This is a genomic window from Bacteroides sp. Phil13 (assembly GCF_001940965.1).
GTDB lineage: Bacteria > Bacteroidota > Bacteroidia > Bacteroidales > Bacteroidaceae > Bacteroides > Bacteroides intestinalis.
Genome location: NZ_MSHA01000103.1, coordinates 86692 through 104919, shown reverse-complemented (window position 1 = coordinate 104919; position 18228 = coordinate 86692). Strand labels below are relative to the sequence as shown.

The 18228-nt window shown below is 44.3% G+C and carries 16 protein-coding genes; 5 read left to right on the top strand and 11 right to left on the bottom strand.

Annotation, left to right across the window (positions count from 1 at the left end; translation table 11 throughout):
• Positions 1 to 37 precede the first annotated feature (37 nt).
• The 3 genes from BWI44_RS20620 to BWI44_RS20610 form a co-directional block, all read right to left on the bottom strand.
• Entirely contained in the window at positions 38 to 2665 is a 2628-nt protein-coding gene (locus tag BWI44_RS20620) for a zinc-dependent metalloprotease (protein ID WP_118216508.1), read from the bottom strand.
• 222 nt (positions 2666 to 2887) lie between these two features.
• On the bottom strand, positions 2888 to 4069 hold the full coding sequence (gene dnaJ, locus BWI44_RS20615; protein ID WP_007663659.1) for a molecular chaperone DnaJ: 1182 nt from the start codon (positions 4067 to 4069) through the stop codon (positions 2888 to 2890).
• A gap of 10 nt (positions 4070 to 4079) precedes the next feature.
• Positions 4080 to 4712, bottom strand: a complete 633-nt coding sequence (locus BWI44_RS20610) for a nucleotide exchange factor GrpE (RefSeq protein ID WP_007663658.1) — start codon at positions 4710 to 4712, stop codon at positions 4080 to 4082.
• Between the two features lie 219 nt (positions 4713 to 4931).
• Here BWI44_RS20610 and BWI44_RS20605 point away from each other — a divergent pair, with 219 nt between their 5' ends.
• The 3 genes from BWI44_RS20605 (at position 4932) to BWI44_RS20595 (ending at position 7317) form a co-directional block, all read left to right on the top strand.
• Positions 4932 to 6548 (top strand): ABC-F family ATP-binding cassette domain-containing protein, encoded by a 1617-nt coding sequence (locus BWI44_RS20605; RefSeq protein ID WP_138292536.1) that lies wholly within the window; start codon positions 4932 to 4934, stop codon positions 6546 to 6548.
• Positions 6549 to 6695: 147 nt separating this feature from the next.
• Positions 6696 to 7031: a type II toxin-antitoxin system RelE/ParE family toxin gene (locus BWI44_RS20600; RefSeq protein WP_138292537.1), complete on the top strand. Its 336-nt coding sequence runs from the start codon at positions 6696 to 6698 to the stop codon at positions 7029 to 7031.
• Positions 7015 to 7317, top strand: a complete 303-nt coding sequence (locus tag BWI44_RS20595) for a helix-turn-helix domain-containing protein (RefSeq protein ID WP_118220774.1) — start codon at positions 7015 to 7017, stop codon at positions 7315 to 7317. Before BWI44_RS20600 ends, BWI44_RS20595 begins: the two co-directional genes overlap by 17 nt.
• Positions 7318 to 7438: 121 nt before the next feature.
• On the opposite strand, the gene BWI44_RS20590 is transcribed toward BWI44_RS20595, so the two are convergent.
• Entirely contained in the window at positions 7439 to 8500 is a 1062-nt protein-coding gene (locus tag BWI44_RS20590; protein WP_007663655.1) for a leucine-rich repeat protein, read from the bottom strand.
• 110 nt (positions 8501 to 8610) lie between these two features.
• On the opposite strand from BWI44_RS20590, the gene BWI44_RS20585 reads away from it, so the two are divergent.
• A complete protein-coding gene (locus BWI44_RS20585; RefSeq protein ID WP_286816256.1) occupies positions 8611 to 9519 on the top strand; it encodes a CPBP family intramembrane glutamic endopeptidase in 909 nt (302 codons plus the stop codon).
• Here the strand turns inward: BWI44_RS20585 and BWI44_RS20580 are convergent.
• From BWI44_RS20580 to BWI44_RS20560, 5 genes are all read right to left on the bottom strand, one after another.
• Positions 9476 to 10825, bottom strand: coding sequence for an ATP-binding protein (locus BWI44_RS20580; protein ID WP_286816253.1), 1350 nt, complete (start codon positions 10823 to 10825; stop codon positions 9476 to 9478). The two genes, BWI44_RS20585 and BWI44_RS20580, sit on opposite strands and share 44 nt — an antisense overlap.
• 90 nt (positions 10826 to 10915) lie before the next feature.
• Entirely contained in the window at positions 10916 to 13048 is a 2133-nt protein-coding gene (locus BWI44_RS20575; RefSeq protein WP_286816252.1) for a Tex family protein, read from the bottom strand.
• A gap of 278 nt (positions 13049 to 13326) precedes the next feature.
• Entirely contained in the window at positions 13327 to 13740 is a 414-nt protein-coding gene (locus BWI44_RS20570) for an N-acetylmuramoyl-L-alanine amidase (protein ID WP_044155023.1), read from the bottom strand.
• Between the two features lie 2 nt (positions 13741 to 13742).
• Complete coding sequence (locus tag BWI44_RS20565) at positions 13743 to 13850, bottom strand: smalltalk protein (protein ID WP_158585972.1); 108 nt, start codon at positions 13848 to 13850, stop codon at positions 13743 to 13745.
• A 139-nt stretch (positions 13851 to 13989) separates the two neighbouring features.
• Positions 13990 to 14472, bottom strand: coding sequence for an HU family DNA-binding protein (locus tag BWI44_RS20560; protein WP_007663647.1), 483 nt, complete (start codon positions 14470 to 14472; stop codon positions 13990 to 13992).
• A 217-nt stretch (positions 14473 to 14689) separates the two neighbouring features.
• Between BWI44_RS20560 and BWI44_RS20555 the strand changes: the two genes are divergently transcribed.
• The gene (locus tag BWI44_RS20555; RefSeq protein ID WP_044155233.1) at positions 14690 to 14908 is read left to right on the top strand and encodes a DUF4248 domain-containing protein; all 219 of its coding nucleotides are present in this window, start codon (positions 14690 to 14692) and stop codon (positions 14906 to 14908) included.
• A gap of 93 nt (positions 14909 to 15001) precedes the next feature.
• Here BWI44_RS20555 and BWI44_RS20550 read toward each other — a convergent pair whose 3' ends face one another.
• Both BWI44_RS20550 and BWI44_RS20545 read right to left on the bottom strand, forming a co-directional pair.
• Positions 15002 to 16792, bottom strand: coding sequence for a DUF3987 domain-containing protein (locus BWI44_RS20550; protein WP_007663640.1), 1791 nt, complete (start codon positions 16790 to 16792; stop codon positions 15002 to 15004).
• 61 nt (positions 16793 to 16853) lie between these two features.
• Positions 16854 to 17474: a BT4734/BF3469 family protein gene (locus tag BWI44_RS20545; protein WP_286816248.1), complete on the bottom strand. Its 621-nt coding sequence runs from the start codon at positions 17472 to 17474 to the stop codon at positions 16854 to 16856.
• Between the last annotated feature and the right edge of the window lie 754 nt (positions 17475 to 18228).

The following is an 18228-nucleotide window of genomic DNA, read 5'->3' as shown; positions in this document are numbered from 1 at the left end:
AAAATAATAAAATTAATACTTAAATTGAAAACTGGTTTTAAAGTCCCAATGCTGTGTTGATACGAAGAATCATATCTTTATAATGATATTTGGTTGCCACATCCGATGTTCCTAAGCGACTCTGGAGTAAATCCTTGATACGAAGCAATTCTCCTCGTTTCACGGAGATGGCATCTGAGATGCGATTTAGCTGGGAACCGTAAAAATTCAATTCACGGCGGGCACCCATACGATCTGAATCCAATGTACGATGAGCATGCTCGTCACAACTGCAAAGGGGGATTTGGTTATCCAGCAGGAAGTGGTTATCCATTAATTTTTTGTTGATTTTGACTCCTTCGCTTTCGGCAGCAGCTGTAATCAAGGCATCTACAAAGTTTTTCTGTAAGGCACGTGTCATGACATCAGGTAGTGCGCCTCGCTCCGTGGTTGCGAAGATACTGCGGTGTAAACCGTCCATCAACTCTACGGCTGTGAAAGCCTTTTTGCCATTCACTGCTTCGTTTTCGAGCATACGTACCAGGCGGTTATTGGATAAGAGGTCCCAAAGAATATAAGATTGGGCATTCTTCAATACTTGTGTCGGTGCATTTTCTACTATGCCCAGCGGAGTGTTGCGAAGCAAATAGGTATATTCACCCACTTCTGCGTCGAATAACCACTTCGGGTAAGTCAATACTTCATCAAGTAAGAATTTCAAAGCGGCCTGCTGCTTCTCCTTCTCTACAAAAGTGTAAGTTTTCTGACCGTCACCTACCACTGTATTTTCCATATATATACCCCCTATGTTGGCAAGTACATGGTACAGATAATTGTTCCATTGGTTGATCACTGCATAATATAGACGTGAAGCTTCTTCATACGTTTGTCCCTTCTCCCCAGTAGTTGTCCATTTGATAATTTCGGGAACAATCCGTTTCAGGTTTGCAATGCCATACTGGGAAGAACGTACGGCATCATCGCCCAGGTCTTCATTCTGTGCACGGGGATCTACGGCATCACGTACATCCTGCGCCTCACTGTATTTATAAAGACGGTCTGTATGGCGGCTCAGGAAATCATAAAGCAAATCCTTTTCTTCCTCCGGAGTTTCCTTACCATACCAGCGATAACCGTATTCGATGGCAAAAAGATCGTAAGGACCGATATGCGGTGAGAGTGCAGTTATTCCGTCACCGGGTTGTGCTACGTAGTTGAAACGGGCATAATCCATGATGGAAGAAGAGGTAGAGTTCATCCGGTCGGTAAATGACTTGGAACGGAGTGAGTCCGTGGGAAATGCCCATGACCCCATCATGTTATGACGCAATCCTAAAGAGTGGCCTACTTCATGGCAGGCCACAAAACGCATGGCGTCACCCATCAGTTCATCGGATAACTTAATGCCGCGTGCTTCCGGGCGTACAGTACCTGTCTGTACGGTAATCCATTCCTGAAGCATATTCAGTACATTGTGCCACCACATGATGTCCGCTTCCAGAATTTCTCCTGAACGGGGGTCCAGAATAGAAGGCCCCATAGCATTTGCCTTGGTTGAGGCTGCATAGGTCAGTACGGAATAGTTCACGTCGTCCATGTCTACCGTCATGCTGTCCGTAATATCTTTGGCGATGATGGCGTTCTTGAAACCAGCACGTTCAAAAGCAACCTGCCAGTCTTCGATACCTTGTTTGATATATTTGCGCCAACGATACGGTGTGGAATTCTCTATGTAGAATACAATCGGTTTAGCCGGTTCCACCAACTCACCACGCAGATAGCGCTCGCGATCTTCCGGTTTCGGTTCCAGGCGCCAGCGAGTGATGAACTGTTGTTTGCTAACCCGTTGTTGTCCGTCGCTATAGCTAAGCAAAGGATTGGTGAAGTAGCCTACGCGGGCATTATCCAGGCGGCCGGTCATCGGGGTTTCCGGCAGTAACATCAGTGACGAACTTACTTCGACAGTTACATAGATGGAAGTCGTTCCTTCGGTCACTTTCGTGGTCAGTTCGGACGTAGCCACCACATTGTTCTCGAATGACTTGATTGAGAGGATGCGTGACAGATTCTTGATGGAAGAGGTTCCCAAATTTATATTGGTAAATACATTATTGATGCTTGTCTCTGTACCATCATAAATATCATTCACTTTGATGACCATGGTGGTAGAGTCATTGTTGAATGCCTCGATCTTGAAGCCGGCTATCAATGGAGAAATATAATTATCACGTACCGACTGGCTGATGGCATCTTCGGCAGGAGCGAGGGGAAGAGGGCGGCTTTGACGAATCAGCAACTTGTTTGTTACCTTATCCAGTTCGAAGCGCACCATCTGGTTTTCATAATTGGTACCGCGGTTCACTCCGGCCTCATTCAGTTCGGAAGGGACACGTTGGAGCTTGTTCACTACCAGCATGTCTCTGCCCAGCAGGTTCGTCGGTACCTCAAAATAGTAATCGTTCTTTTTCTGGTACACATTGAACATACCACGGCGAATGATGCTACCGTCTCCGGTCAGTTTCTCGTACTCGTTTTTTGATTTAACACTGTCGTTAGGTTCACTTTTCTTTTTCTTTCGGAACCATCCCATAGAATCGGGCGTAGAATTTACAGCATGCACTATGACAGGCTCACACATGAAAGCGCCTGTAGCCACTGTAGTCAGCAAAATTGTTTTAAGTTTCATCAGTTATTATCAATTATCATCATGCTCCCCTTTCTACTCATAGAATAGGGGACGGCAAAGATAGTAAAACTATCTATATGAACAGATAGCTGCAATTAGTTTTGACGTTTTTTCTTTTATAACTCAAAGAGTCTTTCAATTATAAAAAAACAGTATCAGTTAGAGTTTATGCTCATTCTTTAACTGATACTGCTAAAAATCTATTTTCAGTTTAAAGTCGGCTTAGTCAAATAAACTCTTGAACTTCTTGAAAATCTTTTCTTTAATAGAAGTATTCGGTTTAAAATTGTCTGAGCCTTCCATTTCTTCAAGTGCTTTTTTCTCATCTTTGTTAAGAGCTTCCGGTACATATACGCTAACATTTACTAATAAATCTCCCGTACCGTATCCGTTCACACTTGGCAGTCCTTTTCCGCGAAGCCGGAGTACTTTACCCGGTTGGGTGCCCGACTCAATCTTCACTTTCACCTTGCCGTCGATGGTGGGTATTTCTACCGCGCCACCTAAAGCAGCTGTCGGGAAGCTGAGAAGCAGGTTGTAAATCAAGTCGTTTTCGTCGCGGATCAGTTCTTTATCCTGTTCTTCCTCTACAAGAATCAACAGGTCACCCGGAACACCATTGTGCTTACCGGCATTTCCTTTACCGCTCATAGAAAGCTGCATACCCTCCATTACACCTTTAGGTATATTCACGCTTACTACTTCTTCACCGTAGACGATACCTTCTCCGGCACATACCTTACATTTGTTCTTGATGATTTTTCCTTCGCCACCACAAGTAGGGCAGGTAGTACGGGTCTGCATCGTACCGAGGATTGTCTGCTGGTTGCGAATCACCGATCCGCTACCTTTACAGGTCGGACAAGTTTCCGAACCGCCGTCACCTTCAGCACCCGAACCATGACAATGGTCGCATGGAACATATTTTTTCAGTTTGAATTTCTTTTCTACACCGGTAGAAATTTCTTTCAGGTTCAGTTTGACCTTTACGCGCAAGTCCGAACCGCGAAAACGCGCACGTTGCGAACTTCCACCTCCGAATCCTCCTCCGAAACCGCTGAAACCTCCTCCGAAGCCACCGCTATGTCCACCAAAGATATCTCCGAACATAGAGAAGATATCATCCATAGACATGCCGCCACTGAAGCCACCGAACGGACCACCGTTTCCGGCAGCACCACTCATTCCTGCATGACCGAATTGATCATAACGGGCACGCTTGTCCGCATTGCTTAGTACGTCGTATGCTTCTGCCGCTTCTTTGAACTTTTCTTCCGCCACTTTGTCACCCGGATTCTTGTCAGGATGATATTGAATGGCTTTTTTGCGATAGGCTTTCTTTATTTCCTCTACCGTTGCTGTCTTTTCGACTTCCAGTACTTCGTAGTAATCTCTTTTTTCCATATATATTATGTTATTCTCCTACCACCACTTTGGCATGGCGGATTACTTTGTCGTTTAGCATGTATCCGGTCTGTACACAGTCTAGAATCTTGCCCTTCAAAGCTTTATCCGGTGCGGGAATGACGGCGACTGCTTCGTGGTAATCAGTGTCGAGAGGTTGTTCTTTAGTCTCGATTACTTTTACGCCGTCCTGTGCCAATACAGACATGAACTTGTTATAAATCAATTCCACTCCTTCCTTCACGGCTGCTACATCGGTGGCAGTTTCCATGTTTTTCAGAGCGCGTTCAAAGTCATCCACGATTGGAAGTATACTGCTGATGGTCTTTTCGCCACCGTTCAGGATCAGCTCAGCTTTTTCTTTCATCGTGCGTTTACGGTAGTTGTCAAACTCGGCAGAAAGGCGCAGATACTTATCTTTCTGGTCCTCTATTACTTTGTTTGCTTCTTCCAGCTCTTTGGCAAGCTTTTCCTCTTCTGTCAGGACAGTTTCGTCCTGTACATCTTCCGTTTGGGATTCTTCATTTTCCGCAGCTTCCTTCTGGGCAGCTTCGGACATTAACTCTTCTTCGTTGATGTTTTCTTTTTCTTTCGGGTCCATATTTCTATTCTTGTTATTCTTGTAAAAAGGATTTGTTTTCATTGCTGTCAAGGGTTTAAGTTAGTATATCGCTGTACCAACAAAAACTTTGCCAAATAGGCAGCTTTGGTCTAAAACGCCGCAAAGGTAATACTTTTATGTCAGATTGACAGCGCATTTCTACGAGTATTCATAGAAAAATGTCTATCTTTGCATCCGCAAAATACAGAGTAATAGGTATTAGGTAATAAATTGTAAATCGCTAAATAAGAAAATAGATCAATGATTACAGTCTCGAACGTTTCCGTACAGTTTGGAAAAAGGGTGTTGTTTAATGATGTAAACCTGAAGTTTACAAGTGGTAACTGTTATGGTATTATCGGTGCTAACGGTGCCGGAAAATCTACTTTCCTGCGTGCCATATCCGGTGACTTGGATCCTACAACCGGTTCTATTATGTTGGGTCCGGGCGAACGCCTCTCCGTTTTAAGTCAGGACCACTTCAAGTGGGATGCGCTTACGGTAATGGATACCGTAATGATGGGGCATACCGTTTTGTGGGATATCATGAAGCAACGTGAAGTGCTTTATGCCAAAGAAGATTTCACGGATGAAGATGGCTTGAAAGTTTCTGAATTGGAAGAGAAATTTGCGGAACTGGATGGTTGGAATGCGGAAAGTGATGCTGCCGCTTTGCTGAGTGGCCTGGGCATTAAGGAAGATAAGCATTATTTGTTGATGGGTGATTTGAGTGGTAAGGAGAAAGTACGTGTCATGCTGGCACAGGCACTTTTCGGTAATCCGGATAACTTGTTGCTGGATGAGCCTACCAATGACCTCGATATGGAGACAGTGATGTGGCTGGAAGATTATTTGGCTAACTTTGAACATACGGTGTTGGTTGTAAGTCACGACCGTCACTTCCTCGATTCTGTTTGTACGCATACGGTCGATATCGATTATGGTAAGATCAATCTCTTTGCCGGTAACTATAGTTTCTGGTATGAATCAAGTCAGTTGGCTTTGCGTCAGCAACAGAACCAGAAGGCTAAGGCAGAGGAGAAGAAGAAAGAACTGGAAGAGTTTATCCGCCGCTTTAGTGCCAATGTGGCAAAGAGCAAGCAGACTACCAGCCGTAAGAAGATGTTGGAAAAACTGAATGTAGAAGAAATCAAACCTTCTTCACGTAAATATCCGGGTATTATCTTTACTCCCGAGCGTGAACCGGGTAATCAGATACTGGAGGTTTCCGGACTGACTAAGACACTGGAAGATGGTACAATACTTTTCCGTGATGTTAATTTCAACGTTGAGAAGGGAGACAAGATTGTATTCCTTTCCCGTGATCCCCGTGCCATGACTTCATTCTTCGAAATTATCAATGAAGAAGCGAAACCGGATGCCGGAACTTTCAACTGGGGCGTCACTATTACTACTGCATACCTGCCGTTGGATAATACTAAATATTTCAATACGGACCTGAACTTGGTGGACTGGTTGAGCCAGTTTGGCGAGGGTAATGAAGTGTATATGAAGAGCTTCCTGGGACGTATGCTGTTCTCCGGTGAAGAGGTATTGAAAAAAGCAAGTGTGTTATCGGGAGGTGAAAAGATGCGTTGTATGATTGCCCGTATGCAGTTGCGCAATGCCAACTGTCTGATTCTGGATACTCCTACCAATCACCTTGACTTGGAATCTATCCAGGCATTCAATAATAACCTGAAAACTTATAGAGGTAATATCCTGTTCTCCTCACATGACCATGAGTTTATCCAAACGGTTGCCAACCGTATCATCGAACTGACTCCGAACGGTATTATTGATAAGATGATGGAATATGATGAATATATTACTTCGGATCATATCAAGGAGCTGAGAGCTAAGATGTACGCACAGTAAATATCTGCTCTTTGAATAAAAATATCGCCTTACAATATTCAGTTATTGTAAGGCGATATTTTTTTAAGTGATTAGTCCTTCTTATAGGGATTGAGAAAAAAGACTAAAACAGTTGTTATATATGTAAACTTTGTCTATATTTGCATCATGAGAAAGGAAAGAGAAATATTATACTATGAGAATTACTTCATAGATTTCTTTGAGTCATTAGATGACGGTGCAAGGAAAAAAGTCTCTTATGTGCTCGATATGCTTAAAACACAAGAACGGCTTAATAAAAACTTCGTGAAGTTAATTCGTGAAGGTGTTTACGAGTTGAGAGCAAGCCATAATGGAAATATTTATCGGGCTTTCTTCATTTTTGATGATGGCAATATAGTTATGTTGTTCAATGGATTTCAGAAAAAGACACAGAAAACGCCTGATAACGAAATTGAAAAAGCATTAAAACTTAAAAATGAATATTATGCAAGCAAACCCTAAGATTGGAAGTATGGATGCCGTATTAGATAAATTATATGGCAAAGTTGGTTCACCTGAAAGAGAAGAGTTTCGCAAAGAAGCATATTCTTACTGTGTAGGGCAAATAATTAGTGATGCACGAAAGCAAGAAAAAATGACACAATCCGAACTGGCTGAAAAAGTAGGAACTAATAAGACCTATATATCAAGAATAGAAAAAGGAGTTATAGAGCCGGGGGTTGGTTTGTTTTTTCGTATTATTGATGCACTGGGACTTAAAATAGAAATCGTAAAACCTATCATGTAAGTTTGCAGAGCCTTTAAAGCTACGACCTGCTTTCATGCTGAACACCGTGACTCTGCCCCAACTTGGGGCAGAATTGTATAATAGTCCTATCATATCTTTTCCCCATTCACTTTCACCATACTTACTTATAAATCAATTTGTTCTTTCCTTCTCCAAACAGGTTGTCTCCTAAAGTCGTAATCTTGTTCCCTGTAGCTACTACATAACGTAGGTTATCACATCCCATAAATGCGCCGTATTCAATAGCCGTCACTCCGGCAGGTAATTCCAATGTACCACATAAACGTCCGCAGCCGCTGAAAGCACGTTGACCGATACTTTTCAAACCTTTGGGAAGCTGAATACGCAGTAAGTATTTCTTCTGGGTGAATGTATATTCGGGAATAGCTGTGGCGCTACATTTACTAAGATCTGCAGCAACGAGATTAGGCATATAATCCCGGATCAGGATAAAATCAGCTTCATCCAGTTTGCCTTCCACAGTCAGGAAGTTTACATCCTTAGGCTGCAAACCGGCTTCTACCAATTCACTGGCAAGGCTTCCCATCAACCCTATCTGTACAGATACTTCTACAGGTTCGCCTTCTATCACGGCAAAGGTATCCCAATGTTTCTTGCCACGGTAAGAGTCACTGCTACCCAGAGGTACAAAAATGGCCGTAATACTATCTGCCAAAGCTTCAGACATCAGATTGGGAGCAGTCTTTTTTCGTAATTGGCATACTTGCAGATTCGTACACCCCTTGAATGCAGCATCTTCTATGTTCTTGATTTTCTCTGAAAGAATAATTTTCCGGAGCGTTGATTTTCCGGTAAAGGTACTGTCATTGGTTTGCTGGCAGAATGCATAAGCAGGTACACAATTTGGTGGATATATATAGAAACGGTCAGGAAAAGTGCCGCTTTTCCCGGCATAAGTACTGATTGACGCATTGGAGATATCCAGTACCTGCAAATTTTTGAATTCATCCCGCAGATGTTTGAAATCAATAGCGTTCAGTTTTCCGGTCAATGTAAGATGAGTGATGCTGTTGGCTTCATCTTCTGTGAGCATGGATACTAAAGTACCGGGTTTGGCAACGAAAAATGTTTTGTTATTGGCTGGGTTGCCTGTATTTTGTGCAACTGCTACATAAGTACATGCAGCCAGCATTATAGTGGCGAATATTCGTTTTATCTTCATGGCTGTTACATATATGTTTAGACAAATATACGGTTTTTACAGCAAATAGCTTTCTATTTTTAATTTTATAGGTATTTTTGCCGGGGTATTAACATAAAGAAACGGAGGATATGGAATCAATGAATGAAGATGCAAATACTGTAAAGGAACCGTCAAAACTCGTCACTTATCTGGTTGTTGCAGCAAAGATTATCGTTTATATACTTTTGATGCTGGGACTTACCGGAATGTTGGCAGCTGTTTGCATAAAACCGATCTCTTTTTTTAAGATAAGTGGAATTTTGGAAGAAGTTGTGATGCAGAGTACTTTTCTGGCCGGGAGTTTTTTGGCGGCTTGGACTCTGCTGAAGAATTGGGATCACCTTCCGATTGCGGATTTGGGATTATCCCTGAAAGGGCGTACTAAAGACATCTTCTGGGGTACATTCGTTGCCCTGGCAATCTATGCTGTCGGATTTGGAATATTATATGCGATGGGAGAGGTTGAAATTGCTGCCGTGCACTTTAGCGCGTACGAATTGCTGTTGTCCTGGATATTAATGTTGCTGGTTGCCCTTACAGAAGAGATTGCTTTTCGTGGTTTTGTTCTGGGGCATTTACTGACTGCAGGTGCCAATCGCTTTGTGGCATTGTTTCTTTCTTCTGCATTGTTTTCCCTGATGCATATTTTTAATCCCAACTTTTCTCTGATTGCTTTTCTGAATATATTGTTGGCGGGAATTTTAATAGGTTCTACCTATATATATACGCGTAATTTATGGTTTGCCATCGCTCTTCATCTTTTCTGGAATTGGCTGCAAGGTCCGATTCTCGGTTTCGAAGTAAGTGGAGGAAGATTGGGCGGTACTTTATTGTCTTTAGAATTACCGGAAGAAAATATCATCAACGGCGGTACATTCGGTTTCGAAGGCTCCATCCTGTGCACCGCGTTGATGATTATTGCTATTGTGATTACTCTGAGATTGCAGGATAAGTTTAGAACTCGCCGACTACCGCAGTGCCGGGTTCAAAAAACATGATGTAATAAATGGGAATATAAGTGATTTCGCTCTTCTGATAAACCTTTTGCTCATTGGACAGGACGAAAGCCCGGTGAATGTTGTATGTTTCTACTTTTAACAACTTATTAAGTGCACTATGAACGGTGTAATCTTTGCCTGATTTGATTTCCAATGGTATCACACTGAGGTTATCTGCATCATCTATCAGATAATCCACTTCGCCATTGTTCTTATTATCATAGTAATACAGATTAAAGCCGTGTGCACGCAATTCTTGTGCCACAACAGTTTCGTAAACCGAACCTAAATTAATGCTTTGCACGTCTTGCATAATGGCTTGTATATTGTTCTTAAAGAACAAACCGGTGAGCAATCCGACATCGTTTAAATAGAGTTTGAGCAGATTCTTGCCGCAATTTTCTACCAGCGGATAGCTGGGCACACTTATGGCTTTCACTTCTAAAGCAACCCCCGCCGAGATAAGATAATCGAATTCTTCCTCATAATCTGCCATCCGTTTACCTTTTTTCCCCTCAATGTCTTTCGCCACCATGCGCTTTTTCTTGTTCTCCAAATTGGATGGAATCAGGTTATATACACGTTGTATCTTTAATTTGGCATGCTCTTTTTCGTATTTTGAGGCATCTACTCCGTAAAGAGTCAGAATATCTTCCTGTATTTTACGAATAGCCATCACATTCTTTTCTTCAACAAATGTTTTCACGGCATCGGGCAAGCCGCCTACGATCAGATACTTCTTAAATAAATCAAGCATTTTGGCATGTAGAGAATCCGGCAAAGGCTGACGTTCCAGAAACTGGGTCCGCATAGTGGAGATGGCAAATTCACCGACTCCATTGGCTATGAGAAATTCCTCAAAGTCCATGGGATACATGTGCTTTATTTCGATACTGCCTAAAGGAATGGAAGATGTATTCCTCAATGTTACACCCAGTAGAGAACCGCTTGCTATATAGGTAAACCGGTTGTCTTCTTTCAAGAACTTTAGCAAGGTGAGCAGGTGCTCGTAAGCCTGAATCTCATCAATAAAGACAAGTGTATCGGCTCGATTTCTCATTCTGTCGCCTGCTATCACGCTCAGTGCTAAGTAGAAATCATTCACGGTTTTGGCGTCCGCAAAGATTCTGTCTCCCAATTTATCCTCCTCCATGTTTACCTCTATATAGTTTTTATAGAGTTTCTGTCCGGCATGACGAATAATAAATGATTTACCTATCTGCCTTGCTCCATCCACAATAAGCACTCTGTTGGAGTCTGATTGCAGATAGCTTTCAATATAACTTTCAATCTTACGATATAGCATATTACACTTTTCTAATGTTTATACGGCAGTAAATATACACTTTTCCATTGATAATGCAATCAATGGGATACACTTTTCTTAATCCGCATGTTAGGAAGCATCGCTGATCAGCTTCAAAGCGATCCGTTTGCGATCCGTGTCCACACTCAATACCCGAACCCGGACATGCTGGTGAATAGATACAATCTCATTCGGATCCGAAACAAAACGGTCGGCAAGTTGTGAAAGATGAACCAGGCCGTTTTCTTTAATGCCTATATCCACGAAAGCGCCGAAGTTGGTTATATTACCTACAATGCCGGGAAGCTCCATACCCTCACGCAAGTCATTGATTGTACGCACATTCTTGTCAAATTCAAAAATCTTGATCGGACCTCGCGGGTCACGTCCCGGTTTGTCCAATTCTTGTAGAATATCCTTCAAAGTAGGCATGCCCACGGTAGAGGTGAGGTACTTTTCAGGTTGGATTTTCAGGCGTAGTTCCTTGCTGGTAATAAGCTCTGCCACGCTGCATCCCAAGTCTTTGGCCATTTGTTCTACTATACAATAGCTCTCCGGGTGAACGGCTGTGTTATCCAAAGGATTTTTGGATTGCGGAATACGAAGGAAACCGGCACATTGCTCAAAAGCTTTGGCTCCCATGCGCGGCACTTTCATCAGTTGTTTACGCGATGTGAATGCACCATTTTCAGCACGGTAATTTACTATGTTCTGTGCCAGTTGAGGGCCTAACCCCGAAATATAAGTCAGCAGGTGGCTGCTTGCCGTATTTAGGTTTACTCCCACCAGGTTTACGCAACTTTCTACGGTCAAGTCCAGTGATTTCTTTAATTTCGTCTGGTCTACGTCATGCTGGTATTGACCTACACCGATGGATTTCGGGTCTATTTTCACCAATTCAGCCAATGGGTCCATCAGTCGGCGGGCGATGGATACAGCTCCGCGCACTGTGACGTCGTATTCCGGAAATTCATCACGCGCAATCTTGGATGCAGAGTAAATGGAAGCCCCTTGCTCGCTTACAACAAATACCTGAATTTCCTGCCTGAAGGTCTGGTGTTTCAGAAACTCTTCTGTTTCACGACTTGCCGTTCCGTTTCCTACCGCTATGGCTTCTATATGGTAAGCTTCTATCATCTTTTGTATTTTAGACACAGCTTCTGCGGTTTTGTATACCGGAGCATGCGGGTAGATATTCTCATTGTGCAGTAAATTGCCTTGCGCATCCAGGCATACCACTTTGCAACCTGTACGGAATCCCGGATCGATGCCCATTACCCGCTTTTGTCCCAATGGAGAAGCCAGTAATAATTGGCGCAGGTTCTGAACGAATACCCGGATGGCTTCTTCGTCCGCCTGTTCTTTACTTTGTGCGGCAAATTCCGTTTCGATAGAAGATTTCAGTAAACGCTTATAGGCATCCTGTACGGCTTCCGCCACTTGTTCTCCGCAAGCATTGTTGCTGCGGACGAAACGGCGTTCCAGACGTTCCACACACTCTTCATCATCAGGGCTTATGCTGACTTTCAATAGCCCTTCGGCTTCGGCACGGCGAATAGCCAGCAATTGGTGTGAGGTGCATTTTTTCAGGGGTTTACTGAATTCAAAGTAATCCCGGTATTTATCAGATTCACTCTCTTTTCCTTTCACCACTTTAGCCGTGATGACAGCTTGCCGGGAGAAGGCGAAGCGTACGGTGTTACGTGCCTGTTCGTCTTCACAGACCTGTTCTGCAATGATATCCCGTGCTCCTTTCAATGCATCTTCCGCATCTTTCACTTCTCCTTTGACGTATGTTTCTGCGCGCTTCTCCGGGTTCGGTTCCCGCTGCAACATCAGTAGTGTTGCCAAGGGTTCCAGACCTTTCTGGCGGGCTACTTCTGCACGCGTACGGCGTTTGGGTTTGTAGGGTAGGTAAATATCTTCAAGAATGGTACTATCCCAAGTTTCATCAATACGCTTTTGTAGTTCAGGAGTCATTTTTCCCTGTTCGTTGATAGTGTTGACAATGGTTTCTTTTCGTTTAGCCAGCTCATTCAGCTTCTCATATTGGGTTTTGATTGCTTCAATTTGCACTTCATCCAATCCTCCGGTAACTTCTTTACGGTAACGGCTGATGAAGGGAATAGTAGCTCCGTCCGCCAATAAATCGAGCGTATGGCCGATTTGTTTCTCAGAAATACTGAGGGTGGCAGAGATCATGCGGTGAAATAACTGTATCATGTTGAATCGTTTTTTGAATAATAAGCGTCAAAGGTACAAAAGAATTATAAAAAATGCGAATCAGGAGTTGAATGAATTCATATCGGACGGGGTATGAATAAAGTGTGATAAGGTGGTAGAGTGATAAAGTGATAGCGGGATAACGCTCTGTGATATATAGCGCAGCCACTTTATCACCTTACCATCTTATCACTCTTTTTATTCAGCATTCTTTTTTAAGCAAAATTTAAATAGGCACAAAATTCCCGGAAAGCCTTTATTTGAAAAAAGGGAGCTTTTTACAGCCCCCTATATTCCCTTTCCGCATTGAAGCATGGACAAGGTTTTATCGGATTCAAATCATGATGCCCTACAATCAGTGCGCGTGGAAAAATACGTTTCAACTCGCGCAGTAGGGCCAGCAGTGAAGCCTTTTGTTCCAACGTGCGGGTGTCGGACGGTCGGCCTTTGGCATCCAGTCCTCCTTCGTAACAGATGCCGATGGAGTGGCGGTTATGGTTGAGGCAATGCGCACCGATTTTTTCCGTGGGACGGCCACGATGAATCTCTCCGTCGCGGGTTACGTAGAAATGGTAGCCGATGTCGCTGAAGCCACGGTGGCGGATGTGTTCGCGACGACAATCCTCAAGGCTCAGGCACACGCCCTGAGGCGTGGCCGAGCAATGAATAATGAGGAGGGTAATCGTACGCATGGCTACTTGCAGGCGCCTAAACCTAAAGCTCCCACTATGGCGGTGGCTACGGTGATGATTACTTTGAGGACAATACCCCATACAGATTTTGACTTTTTTTCTTCATTCATGGTGAGTAGATAATTAATAGTTAGAACTTAGAAAATTGACTACTTGGAAAATTAATAATTAAATGTTAAGCATTGAAACTTGAAGATTAAATCCTCGCGCAGCCTTTAATTTTTAATTTCTACGGCCTTCGACTTTAGATTATCCCAACGGGTCATCTTCGATTCCCCCGTCGTTTCCTTCGCCGCTTCCGTCGGGCTTATTACCGGACGGTTTGCCTTCTACGGTATACATGGAAGACTCCTTCATCTGCCCTTCCAGGTTAATCTGTGCATTGCTCAGTTCTCCCGTGGCACGGGCACGGAGTTTCAGCCCCTTCACGTTGTTGGCCAGCGAGAAGTCGGCAGCGGATTGCGCGCCTTTCTTGCTGACAATCCCCACGGAGAAAATGGCGAGATCGTCCATTTTCACATTCTTGCCGTCCAGAATCAGCTCCTTGGTGCAGGATACCATGTCAGTCAGCACTCCCTTGATGACTCCGGACGAGTAAGGGGTGTTGTGGTTGGACATGTGCTTGGCAAGCTTCTCAATGTCGAAAGTCTCCTCAATTACGGGGCGTGCATACCAGAGACCTTTCAGCGGGCTGTTTTCGCCCGTCACTTGATACTTTTTGTAACGAATCATAGTTTGATAAACAAATTAAGAATTAATAATTAAAAATTAAATATTCACGGTGTTGAACTCAACGATGCAAAGATAATACCGTGTATACGGGTGTTTGTCACTTTCGGATTGTTACGGTCGATTACGGACGGTTTCTGTCTGTTATTTATATGCGTATAGTTGCCAATGTCGTGATTTATAGCTATATTTGATGAAATATAACACATGAATGTCAGATATGAACACTTTTGAAATCCGTACCTATGGGCGCACCGAACTTGCCCAGCTCTATTGTCCCAATCTTTGTCCCGAATCCGCTTACCGCAAGTTGAAGCATTGGATTGAACTTTATCCCGGCTTGTGTGATGACTTGGCCGCTGTGGGGACGTCCTCTCACTCCCGCACCTATACGTCCGCCCAGGTGAGCCTGATAGCGGCTGCACTTGGCGAACCTTAAAGTTGAGGTTGGGCGGCGTAAAGTTGAGGTTGGTACACTTGGTACAGAGGTTCACTGTTTCCGTTTGTTTCGCACACACGTGCGTATTTATGGTTAGGGCTTTTGATAAGTTCCGTTTCCATCCACACTCTCCACTAGACCGTGCTTCTGCAAGCGCTTGAGCCAGGTAGAGGCTGTTCCGGGTTTAATGCCTATCTCTTCGGCTTTTTTTATGAATTCGGCCCGTGTAAATTTCTTTTCCATGCATTGCACCAGTGCATCCCGGTCAGCATTGCCCCGGCTGGTGACTTCGGTAGCAGGTAGGAAGGAGAGGATATGGGTGGTGTGGCGGTAGAGGCTTTCGGCCAGGGACAGCACGGCATGGAAATCGTCGGGAGTGATGATGAGGTTCCATAAGCTGACGATGTGATCCTTCAGATTGTCCGGAGCGGTGTTCGGGTCGGGCGATACATTGGGTGAATCGGCTATCTCTTCGTGCTCCAATGCGCGGAGCATGGCCACCACTTCCATGATGCGGCAGATATTGATGGCCAGACGCGCCACGCTGCTCGACATTTCGTCACCGTTGGTCAGTCCGGAACGTACGAATAGACTGGAGAATAAACGGTTGAATTCCTCTTTCTGCCCGTCGGTGAGGCGCAGGGTGAAAAGTCCGTTCATGACGATGGCCTTCTGCTTTTCTTTCCATTCCATGCCCAGTGCAGTGAATATCTCTTCGAGATTGTTGTCGTTGCGGTCGAACTGGTTCTGCCAGTAGTGTATGGCGGGCATGTAGTAGAATACTTGCCGGGAAAAGAGTCCGTTTTCGGCACTGGGTATCAGGGGCTTCACTTGTGCTGGGGTGCCGGAAAGAAGTACGGCGAGATAGCTCTTTTTCACTTCGCGGTATTCCCGGTCGGTGCGGCGGTTGTAGGAAAGGCCGTCGTGGTCGAAGGCCTTGCGCATGGTGTCGCTCCAGTGGCCGTACTCCGATCCTATGGCGGTGGAGATGGTGTCGGCCTCATTTTCGCATATCAGGCCGGTGCCGTCAGAATCCATCAGGTTCTGCAGGATACCCGTTCCGGTGTTGTTGCCGGAGATGAGGAACATCTTGTTGGGCGGGATTACGGGAGGCTCGGTCTTTGCACGTTCTTTGCCCAGTGTCTCGTACTTTGCTTTTTCGCGGCGATAGGATGCCATATTTTCGGCCACCTGTTTGCGGATTTCATCGTGGAGGGGTTCTACCAGCAGGCGTACCAGCGAGAGCACGCCTTTGCCTGATGCGGGCAGTGCTGTGATGAAAGTCTGTAGACAGGGCGAGATCATTTTTCCTCCGTAGGCACATCGCACGTGCCGTCCCATGCTGGCACCCAGTACGGTGACAGTTCCCAGTAGCAGTACGTCGCATTGGGCACGGGAGGTGCCGTAGCTAACGATGCGTTCCAAGGGATAAGGCCAATGAGTGTGCTCGTCGAAAGTGGGCAGGGGAGAGAGAGGGCTGCTGTCCAGTAGGTTTTCTTCCTCATGTGCGGATACATCTTCTTCACGTGTGCGTGTGTGTGAGGCAGAAGAGGAGTGCGAACCTTGTGTACCAAGTGTACCCCATCCGTGCGGAATTTCGGATTGGACTTTTATGCCGCAAACTTCGGCCAGATGGAAGGCGGTACCTATGTGTACGTTGTTGTGTCCGTTTTTCAGTGCATTGCTGAATAGTTTGTCGGCTGCTCGTGGATCGTACTTTGGTGAGAAACTGCACAAGGTCAGGAAATCTTGGCGGCCCGCTTCGCCACAGTCGGTGGTGATGGCAAATGCCAGTTGTATATACTCTTGATAAGTGGGAGCGATGTCGGCTCCTGCATTTCTGACGGCTTCGGTCAGGCGGTGCAATGCAGATAATTGTTCCATTGGCTTTAAGTATTTTGAATTATAATTTGGGATGTTGATTCGTGATTTTAATTTTCGATGTTTATTTTTTAGTTCTCAAAAGCGCCCCTTCGTCATGGCAGAGGAAGCAGGAGCGTACGAGGTCTTTTCCCGATGTATCCACTCCTTTTCCGGGTTGGCGGTGGTTGCTGTCGTACATGCAGTGTACATAGTTCATGGCCCAGCGGATTCCATCTGTGGCGTTTTGTTCCGAGGCATGAGGAATGAAGGCTTTCACGCCCAGTCCACTGGGACTGATGAATGCCAGTGCGGGACACAGATAAGGGTCATCGAATAATTCTTGTCGCAGGATTTCGGCTTCTTCGGTGGATTCGAGATGATCGATGTCTACTACTACCAGTCCGGACAGCTTTTCCAGGCAGTCGCTTCGGCGACGGGTGAAGATTCCGCAAGGGGTCACGTAGGGCAGTGTTTGCTGCTTCAGGAGACGGCTGGTGTCTTCGTCACCTTGCAGCGCGGCGTTTCGCACTTCAAGAGTCAATGCAGTGAGTTTCTCGTTGGAGGTTATCAGTTTATATATTTCTTCCAGATTTATTGTCCGTAGCGGAGTAAGTGTGGCGCTCTTTACAGTTCTTCCGGTTGTTTTGTCCTTAATCGGCGAGATAGGGGGCATGAATAGTGACATTTTGAAAACATTTTCCATTGCATTTCATTTTTTTTAATTATTTCATTTTTAATTCTTTAGTAGGTGTTTGTGTCGGGCAAAAAAAGAAGATGTCACTTTTGGATAAAGCGGCATCTTCTCATCTGCAGGGCTTAATCTTTGCCAAAGCGGGGGCAAAATTAAGTCCTTTTACAACATGTTGTTCAACACTAATTCATACTTGTTTTTTGTTGTTATTTTCTCTTTCTATTTCTCGGATTTGTATACTTGGACTCTTTAAGTAATTCAATCAAATCTTGCCTTATTGTGTTGGCTGATATTCGTTTACCGTTCTTTTGCTGAAACTTTTCTCTTCTGTATAAAAAACGTGCAAGCGTTGCCAATCCGTTTTCTGGAGACGCGTCCAGACAATTTATCATGTAGAGCTCTAAAAATGCTTTTTCTATAATGTCCCGACGGTCGATTATTCTTGTAATCGTAGCCCCGGGTTTGGGCCCTCTTTTTGCCTTAATACCTTGTTTTATTGGTTTCTTACTATTATTCTTGTTCTTTTTTGCAGTTTTTTTTTGCTGCTGTATTTACTTTATTCTTTTCCATATTTCAGATGTTTTTTAATGTTAGAATTAGTGATGGAAAAATATGTTGTAAGTTGCGAAGGTAAGTGTAAAAAGAAGAGTGGACAAGAATATCGGGATTAATGTTACTTTGAAACTTTTCTCTATGTAGCTTAATAGGTTGGTATATAGGAGGATAGGTTCTTGTTTTTTGAGTGCTCAAAAATCGTTCGTTTAAT

What these genes read in the sequence shown, in the direction of transcription:
- BWI44_RS20620 (WP_118216508.1), bottom strand. Translation starts at nt 2,665, where the DNA reads ATGAAACTTAAAACAATTTTGCTGACTACAGTGGCTACAGGCGCTTTC.
- dnaJ (WP_007663659.1), bottom strand. Translation starts at nt 4,069, where the DNA reads ATGGAAAAAAGAGATTACTACGAAGTACTGGAAGTCGAAAAGACAGCA.
- BWI44_RS20610 (WP_007663658.1), bottom strand. Translation starts at nt 4,712, where the DNA reads ATGAAAACAAATCCTTTTTACAAGAATAACAAGAATAGAAATATGGAC.
- BWI44_RS20605 (WP_138292536.1), top strand. Translation starts at nt 4,932, where the DNA reads ATGATTACAGTCTCGAACGTTTCCGTACAGTTTGGAAAAAGGGTGTTG.
- BWI44_RS20600 (WP_138292537.1), top strand. Translation starts at nt 6,696, where the DNA reads ATGAGAAAGGAAAGAGAAATATTATACTATGAGAATTACTTCATAGAT.
- BWI44_RS20595 (WP_118220774.1), top strand. Translation starts at nt 7,015, where the DNA reads ATGCAAGCAAACCCTAAGATTGGAAGTATGGATGCCGTATTAGATAAA.
- BWI44_RS20590 (WP_007663655.1), bottom strand. Translation starts at nt 8,500, where the DNA reads ATGAAGATAAAACGAATATTCGCCACTATAATGCTGGCTGCATGTACT.
- BWI44_RS20585 (WP_286816256.1), top strand. Translation starts at nt 8,611, where the DNA reads ATGGAATCAATGAATGAAGATGCAAATACTGTAAAGGAACCGTCAAAA.
- BWI44_RS20580 (WP_286816253.1), bottom strand. Translation starts at nt 10,825, where the DNA reads ATGCTATATCGTAAGATTGAAAGTTATATTGAAAGCTATCTGCAATCA.
- BWI44_RS20575 (WP_286816252.1), bottom strand. Translation starts at nt 13,048, where the DNA reads ATGATACAGTTATTTCACCGCATGATCTCTGCCACCCTCAGTATTTCT.
- BWI44_RS20570 (WP_044155023.1), bottom strand. Translation starts at nt 13,740, where the DNA reads ATGCGTACGATTACCCTCCTCATTATTCATTGCTCGGCCACGCCTCAG.
- BWI44_RS20565 (WP_158585972.1), bottom strand. Translation starts at nt 13,850, where the DNA reads ATGAATGAAGAAAAAAAGTCAAAATCTGTATGGGGTATTGTCCTCAAA.
- BWI44_RS20560 (WP_007663647.1), bottom strand. Translation starts at nt 14,472, where the DNA reads ATGATTCGTTACAAAAAGTATCAAGTGACGGGCGAAAACAGCCCGCTG.
- BWI44_RS20555 (WP_044155233.1), top strand. Translation starts at nt 14,690, where the DNA reads ATGAACACTTTTGAAATCCGTACCTATGGGCGCACCGAACTTGCCCAG.
- BWI44_RS20550 (WP_007663640.1), bottom strand. Translation starts at nt 16,792, where the DNA reads ATGGAACAATTATCTGCATTGCACCGCCTGACCGAAGCCGTCAGAAAT.
- BWI44_RS20545 (WP_286816248.1), bottom strand. Translation starts at nt 17,474, where the DNA reads ATGGAAAATGTTTTCAAAATGTCACTATTCATGCCCCCTATCTCGCCG.